The organism is Streptomyces sp. NPDC059564, assembly GCF_042735575.1.
GTDB lineage: Bacteria > Actinomycetota > Actinomycetes > Streptomycetales > Streptomycetaceae > Streptomyces.
Map to the genome: position 1 here is coordinate 1 of NZ_JBHWBP010000409.1, position 6,409 is coordinate 6,409.

Here is a 6,409-nt window from a genome sequence, read left to right on the forward strand (position 1 = left end):
CAGGAAGGGCGATCCGCTTGGGGAGAAGCGTTTCCCCGAGGCGGTCGCTGCGCAGCGCCCGGCCGATCAGGATCCGTTTGGGCACGTCGGTCAGTTTGGACACGCAGAGGATCGTAAGCGTTCGAAATCCGGCTGACGAACCCCCGCCCCCAATGTCCGGGGCGTCGGACCCCCAATGGGACACCCCGGGAGCCCCAAAGGGTCACACTGGTGACCGCCCGTGTGTAGCTTGGGCCAAGGTCTGAGACCCTGTTTAGCCAGAGCATGCAATGAGGCTGGAAACCAGCGAGCCGCTGTCAGCCGGAAGGACGGCCGTGCACATCGTCATTATGGGCTGCGGAAGAGTGGGCTCCGCCCTCGCGCAGACCCTGGAACAGCAGGGGCATACGGTCGCGGTCGTCGACCAGGACCCCACCGCATTCCGCCGGCTCGGGGCTTCCTTCGGCGGCCGCCGGGTCACCGGGGTCGGCTTCGACCAGGACACCCTGCGGGAAGCCGGCATCGAGGAGGCGGGTGCCTTCGCCGCCGTCAGCAGTGGTGACAATTCCAACATCATCGCCGCCCGCGTCGCACGCGAGATGTTCGGCGTCGAGAACGTCGCCGCCCGCATCTACGACCCCAAGCGCGCCGAGGTGTACCAGCGGCTCGGCATCCCCACCGTCGCGACCGTACGGTGGACCGCCGACCAGATGCTGCGCCGGCTCCTGCCCTCGGGCGCGGAGCCGCTGTGGCGCGACCCGAGCGGCGGCGTGCAGCTCGCGGAGGTGCACACCTCCGCCGCCTGGATCGGTCACAAGGTGAGCAAGCTCCAGGAGGAGACCGGCGTCCGTGTCGCGTTCCTCACCCGGCTGGGTGAGGCCATGCTGCCGACTTCGCAGACCGTCCTCCAGGAGGGCGACCTCGTCCACGTGATGATGCGCACGGACGAGATCGACAAGGTTGAGGCGGCCTTCGCCGAGGGGCCTGAGGAGGCACACGCATGAGGGTCGCGATCGCCGGAGCCGGCGCCGTGGGCCGCTCCATCGCGGGCGAGCTGCTGGAGAACGGCCACGAGGTGCTCCTCGTGGACAAGGCGCCGACCGCCATCTCGGTGGAGCGGGTCCCCCAGGCGGAGTGGCTGCTGGCCGACGCCTGCGAGATCACCTCGCTCGACGAGGCCGCGCTGCAGCGCTGCAACGTGGTCATCGCCGCCACCGGTGACGACAAGGTCAACCTGGTCGTCTCCCTCCTCGCCAAGACCGAGTACGGGGTCCCCCGGGTCGTGGCGCGGGTCAACAACCCGAAGAACGAGTGGCTCTTCAACGAGTCCTGGGGCGTCGACGTCGCCGTCTCCACGCCGCGCCTGATGTCGGCCCTGGTCGAGGAGGCCGTCAGCGTCGGCGACCTGGTCCGGCTGCTGCGCTTCAGCCACGGCGACGCCAACCTCGTCGAGCTGACCCTGCCGGCCGACTCCCCGGTCGCGGGCACCCAGATCAGCGAGATCACCTGGCCGGAGGACACCTCGCTCGTCACGATCATCCGGGGCAACCGGGTCCTCACCCCGCACGGCGAGGAGACCCTGGAGCCGGGCGACGAGCTCCTCTTCGTGGCCGCCCAGGCCCGCGAGGAGCAGCTGGAGGACCTCCTCCAGGCCGGTCACTGACCACGGGCCGGGCACGGCACGGCGAACACGACGAAGGGGCGGGGCGACCTGATGGTCACCCCGCCCCTTCGCGTCGCCCGGATCAGAGCCCGCGATCCCGCGCGGCCGCGGCCTTGGCCGCCTTCTCGGCGGCCTCCTCGGCCTCGTACTCGGCGATGACGTCGATCGGCGGCGGCGCCTTCGCCAGGAACAGCCAGGTGAAGTACACGGCCAGCACCATCGGCGGCAGCTTCAGCGCGATCAGCACCCAGCCCAGCTGCGTCGCGTCGCCCCACCAGTACAGCGGGAAGAGGATCGCGTACTTGGCCAGGAAGATGAGGCCCCAGGCCAGACTGGCCTTGACGTACGCCTTCTTGCGCCCCGGGTTGCGGGTGCGCCAGGACAGGTTCTCCTTGAAGACCGGTCCGAGGACCACGCCCAGCAGCGGGAAGCCCACGAGCGCCGACAGCGTGAACGCCACGCCCAGCCCGGCGCCGTAGATCATGCCCGGCAGGTAGAAGCCCTTCGCGCTGCCCGTGAAGAGGGCGAAGGCCACGCCGACGCCCACGCCGAAGACCCCGCTGAAGGCGTGCTTGACGGTGTCCTTGCGCAGCAGTCGGACGATCACCAGCAGGACGGCGACGGCGCCGGCCGCGATGGCCGAGGACTTCACGTCCTTGTTGATCGTGTAGATCATCACGAAGAGCAGCCCGGGGAGCATCGTCTCCACGGTGCCCCGGATGCCTCCGAAGGCGTCGAAGAGCGCCGCCTGCGTCACGGCACTCTGGTCTGCCGCGGGTTCCGGCGGGTTCGGGGGGGACGGGCGGTCGAATGACGTCACCGGTCAGTGCTCCTGTCCGAGCGGTCGGAGTTCGTACTTCGGGTTGAAGAGCACCCGGCGCCCATGACTCATCGAGATCCGCCCGGAGGCGATCATGCGGCGCCCGGGCTCGATTCCCACGATCGAGCGACGTCCGAGCCACACCACGTCCAGCGCGGCCGAGCCGTCGAACAGCTCCGCCTCCAGGGCGGGCACTCCCGCCCTGGGGCGCAGGGTCACGGTACGCAGGGTTCCGGTCACCTTGACTATCTGGCGGTCGTGGCAGTCGCAGATCCGCGTGCATCCAGCGGCTTCTGCGTCCTCCTGCAGCTCCGCCGAATGCAGCTCCTCCTGGGAGGTGGACAGCCGCTCTATCATCCGGCGGAACCGGCCCGCCGGCCTGGCCGGTTTCGCGGGCTTCTCGGGACGCGGTTCAGCACTCATAAGGGAAGCCTACCGGCGCTGCGGCTACCGCTCGAAGCGGTATCCCATGCCCGGTTCGGTGATGAAGTGGCGCGGGTGCGAGGGGTCCGCCTCCAGCTTGCGGCGCAGCTGTGCCATGTAGACCCGCAGGTAGTTGGTCTCCGTCCCGTACGAGGGGCCCCAGACCTCCTGCAGCAGCTGCTTCTGGCTGACGAGCTTGCCGCCGTTGCGGACCAGCACCTCCAGCAGGTGCCACTCGGTGGGGGTGAGGCGTACGTCGCGTCCGTCGCGGACCGCCTTCTTGGCGGCGAGGTCCACCGTGAACCCCTCGGTCTCCACCGTCACCTCGTCCTCGCCCGACCCGCCGGACGGCTCGGCCCGGCGGACGGCGGCCCGGAGCCGGGCCAGCAGCTCGTCCATGCCGAAGGGCTTGGTGACGTAGTCGTCGGCGCCCGCGTCGAGGGCCTCGACCTTCTCGTCGGAGCTGTGCCGGGCGGAGAGCACCAGGATCGGCACCCGGGTCCAGCCGCGGAGCCCCCTGATCACCTCGACCCCGTCCATGTCGGGCAGGCCGAGGTCGAGGACGACCACGTCGGGGTGGCGGGCCGCGGCGAGCTCCAGGGCCTGGGCCCCGTCGGCGGCGGCGTCGACCTCGTACTTGCGCGCCTTCAGGTTGATCACGAGGGCTCGGACGATCTGCGGCTCGTCGTCCACCACGAGCACCCGGGTCATTGGGGTCCTGCTTTCTGTCGTTCGGGGTGATCCCCGGCTTCCGTCGGAACCGGGGGTGGTACGTGTGCGGCGGCTGCCCGCTCCGCGTGGTGAACGACGCCGGGCCCGTTCCCGGTTCCGGCGGGCGGCCGCGGGTCCGCGCCCCGCGCGTCCACCGTGGCGGGGGCGGCCGGCTCCCCCCGGCTCACCGCGCGCAGGGTGAGCACCATCGTCAGCCCGCCCCCGGGGGTGTCCTCGGCGGCCAGGGTGCCGTCCATCGCCTCGGTGAAGCCCCGGGCCACGGCGAGGCCCAGGCCCACCCCGGCGCCGCGCGGGGCGTCGCCGTGGCGCTGGAAGGGGGCGAAGATCTTGTCCTTCGCCTCGTCCGGCACCCCGGGGCCGCGGTCGACGACCCGTACCTCGACCCGGTCTCCGAGGAAGCTGGCCGCGACGAGCACCGGCTCTCCGCGGGGGCTGTACTTGACGGCGTTCTCCACCACGTTGGCGACGGCCCGCTCCAGCAGCCCCGGGTCCACCGCCACCATGGGCAGGGTCTCCGGAACGTCCAGCAGCACGCTGTCCTCCGGTACGCCGCCCAGCGCCATCGGGACCACCTCGTCCAGGTCGATCTCCCGGATCAGCGGGGTGACGGTGCCGGTCTGCAGCCGGGACATGTCCAGCAGGTTCCCCACCAGGTGGTCCAGCCGGTCGGCGCCGTCCTCGATGCCCTCCAGCAGCTCGGCCCGGTCCTCCTCGGACCAGTCCACGTCGTCGGAGCGCAGGGAGCTGACGGAGGCCTTGATGGAGGCCAGGGGCGTACGCAGGTCGTGGCTGACGGCGGCCAGCAGCGCGGTCCGGATCCGGTTCCCCTCGGCCAGCCGGCGGGCCTCCTCGGCCTCCCCGACGAGCCGCTGGCGGTCGAGCACGACGGCCGCCTGCGCGGCGAATGCCCCGAGCACCCGGCGGTCCTCGGCCGGCAGCACCCGCCCGGACAGGGCCAGCGCCATGTGGTCGCCGATCGGCATGTCCACGTCGGCGTCCTCGGGCCGGGCGGCCGGGTTCGGGCCGACGCTCCCGGCCGGGGTCCAGGGCTCGACGTCCCCGGCCCGCTCCAGCAGGGCCACCGACTCCATCGCAAAGGTCTCGCGCACCCGCTCCAGCAGCGCGTCCAGGGCGGTCTCGCCGCGCAGCACGCTCCCGGCCAGGAAGGACAGGATCTCGGACTCCGCGCGCAGCCGGGCGGCCTGGTGCGTGCGCCGGGCCGCCAGGTCCACCACCGAGGCGACCGAGACCGCGACCCCGAAGAACACGGCGATGGCCATGATGTTCCGGGGGTCGGAAACGGTGAACTGGTGCAGCGGCGGGGCGAAGAAGTAGTTCAGCAGCAGCGAGCCGAAGGCCGCGGAGGCCAGGGCCGGCCAGAGCCCGCCGAGCAGCGCGGCCGCCACCGTCAGCGCCAGGAAGAGCAGCATGTCGTTGGCGAGACCGGGGTCCGCGGTGATGTTCGTGAGCAGCAGGCACAGCAGCGCCGGGAGGACCACGCCGACCACCCAGCCGGCCACGATCCTGGGCCGGCCGAGCCGGGCGGCCGAGCGGGCGACCGGCAGCCCGCGCCCCTTGGCCACCTCCTCGTGGGTGACGATGTGCACGTCGAGGTCGGGACCCGAGTCACGGGCCACGGTGGCGCCCACGCCGGGTCCCAGGACGTACTGCCAGGCCTTGCGGCGGCTGGAGCCCAGCACGATCTGGGTGGCGTTGACCCCGCGCGCGAATTCCAGGAGGGCTTCGGGGACGTTGTCCCCGATCACATGGTGAAACGTTCCGCCAAGGTCTTCGACCAGGGTCCGCTGGACCGCGAGCTCCTTCGGCGAGGCCGAGGTGAGCCCGTCGCTGCGGGCGATGTACACGGCGAGGATCTCGCTGCCGGAGCCCTTGGCGGCCATCCGGGAGGCCCGGCGGATGAGGGTGCGCCCCTCGGGGCCGCCGGTGAGCCCGACGACGATCCGCTCCCGGGCCTGCCAGGTGGAGCGGATGTCGTGCTCGCCCCGGTACTGCTGGAGGTACTCGTCCACCCGGTCGGCCACCCACAGCAGCGCCAGCTCGCGCAGCGCGGTGAGGTTGCCCGGCCGGAAGTAGTTCGAGAGCGCCGCGTCGACCTTGTCGGGCCGGTAGATGTTGCCGTGCGCCATGCGCCGCCGCAGGGCCTGCGGGGACATGTCGACCAGCTCGATCTGGTCGGCACGGCGGACCACCTCGTCCGGGACCGTCTCGCGCTGGCGCACCCCGGTGATCGACTCGACGACGTCGCCCAGTGATTCCAGGTGCTGGATGTTGACGGTCGACACGACGTCGATCCCGGCCCGCAGCAGCTCCTCCACGTCCTGCCACCGCTTGGCGTTGCGCGAACCCGGCACGTTGGTGTGCGCGAGCTCGTCCACCAGCGCCACGGCCGGACGGCGCGCCAGCACCGCGTCCACGTCCATCTCGGTGAAGGCCGCGCCCCGGTACGTGAGCTCCTTGCGCGGCACCTGTTCGAGGCCGTGCAGCATCACCTCGGTGCGCGCCCGCCCGTGGTGCTCGACGAAGCCGACGACGCAGTCACCGCCGCGTTCCACCCGGCGGTGGGCCTCCGAAAGCATGGCGTACGTCTTGCCCACACCGGGTGCCGCGCCGAGATAGATCCTTAGCCTGCCGCGTCCCATGCGCTCATTCTCCGGGACGTCACCGCAGTTCACGCACCGATGGGCGGCCCCGGGCCCATCCCTGACGCATCCCTGACGCCCCCGGCGGGGCCTCCCCCGGCACACGAAAGCCGGTGGGGCCCCGCACCCGAC

Annotated in this window: 6 protein-coding genes; 2 read left to right on the plus strand and 4 right to left on the minus strand. The window is 71.6% G+C overall.

Translation table 11 applies throughout. From position 1 onward, the window contains the following. Positions 1-314 precede the first annotated feature (314 nt). Both ACFV0Q_RS36715 and ACFV0Q_RS36720 read left to right on the plus strand, forming a co-directional pair. Positions 315-983, plus strand: a complete 669-nt coding sequence (locus ACFV0Q_RS36715; protein ID WP_358891940.1) for a TrkA family potassium uptake protein — start codon at positions 315-317, stop codon at positions 981-983. Continuing rightward, entirely contained in the window at positions 980-1,642 is a 663-nt protein-coding gene (locus tag ACFV0Q_RS36720; RefSeq protein ID WP_266573493.1) for a TrkA family potassium uptake protein, read from the plus strand. The genes ACFV0Q_RS36715 and ACFV0Q_RS36720 overlap by 4 nt, the downstream gene beginning before the upstream one ends. A gap of 82 nt (positions 1,643-1,724) precedes the next feature. Here ACFV0Q_RS36720 and ACFV0Q_RS36725 read toward each other — a convergent pair whose 3' ends face one another. From ACFV0Q_RS36725 to ACFV0Q_RS36740, 4 genes are read right to left on the minus strand one after another with little or no spacing between them, the layout of a single operon-like run. Further along, positions 1,725-2,462, minus strand: a complete 738-nt coding sequence (locus tag ACFV0Q_RS36725) for a DUF3159 domain-containing protein (protein ID WP_385011647.1) — start codon at positions 2,460-2,462, stop codon at positions 1,725-1,727. Positions 2,463-2,465: 3 nt separating this feature from the next. After that, on the minus strand, positions 2,466-2,885 hold the full coding sequence (locus tag ACFV0Q_RS36730) for an OB-fold nucleic acid binding domain-containing protein (protein ID WP_125816976.1): 420 nt from the start codon (positions 2,883-2,885) through the stop codon (positions 2,466-2,468). Positions 2,886-2,909: 24 nt separating this feature from the next. Then, a complete protein-coding gene (locus ACFV0Q_RS36735) occupies positions 2,910-3,596 on the minus strand; it encodes a response regulator (RefSeq protein WP_385011651.1) in 687 nt (228 codons plus the stop codon). Continuing rightward, a complete protein-coding gene (locus tag ACFV0Q_RS36740) occupies positions 3,593-6,277 on the minus strand; it encodes a DUF4118 domain-containing protein (RefSeq protein WP_385011654.1) in 2,685 nt (894 codons plus the stop codon). Before ACFV0Q_RS36740 ends, ACFV0Q_RS36735 begins: the two co-directional genes overlap by 4 nt. Between the last annotated feature and the right edge of the window lie 132 nt (positions 6,278-6,409).